Annotated in this window: 1 pseudogene; it reads right to left on the bottom strand. The window is 49.7% G+C overall.

Going from position 1 to position 751, the window contains the following annotated elements:
- Nucleotides 1–751: pseudogene (locus R8N49_RS26785) on the bottom strand (insulinase family protein); the annotation flags it as partial.

Here is a 751-nt window from a genome sequence, read left to right as displayed (position 1 = left end):
CGGAACGTCTCCAGCACTCGTGCGGCACTGATGCGCTCCAGAATGTCTTCTGTCACCGTGTCTTTTGCCGTACGGTTGTACTTGTCGGTGTTGGTAAAACGCAGCAGGTAAAACGATGAAGGCTCGTGACCATCAGTGACGACCGAGCGCGCTGGCAGCTCATCATTAAATGACACACGATAATCTACAGCTTTACCCGGCTTCATCTTAATTGATGCCACGTATTTGCGTAGAAGCGGCGTAATTTGCTCAGGCTCAACGTCTGCAACAATCACCATTTTGTAACCGTGGTCGGTTTTAAATAGTTGATCATGCACCGCAAGAATCTGCTCTGGCGTGACGGTATCGGCACCATCACTGCTCAGTAAACGATGACGACTATCCGGCGTATAAGCGCTGGTGTTCGCTACTTGGATAAGCGTACCCATAGGCGATTCCAAGAAAGCGCTGCGCTCTTGCTTAAACTCTTGTTTCACCGCGGCAAGCTGGCGTTCATCAACCTTGATTTCGGTCGAAAGGTTGTACAAGCCATTCAAAGCTTCAACTAGACGATTTTTTTGCGTCGTAACCTGAACGCCATGCACTGTTGGCTCGAGTATTGGACCAAAAGCGATGTTGTTCGTACGTAAGTAGGCATCCAGCTCTGAGCCAGAAAACTCTCCTAATCCACTGCGAACAGCGGTCATGGCAGCCAGTTCATAGGCTGGATAAAGCGATTTATCTAGGGCTGCTTTACCCCCTTGGCTAGTGA

This window comes from Vibrio sp. 1978, from assembly GCF_033344345.1.
The sequence above is the reverse complement of the archived record's forward strand: the minus strand, read 5'-3'. Positions and strand labels throughout refer to the sequence as shown.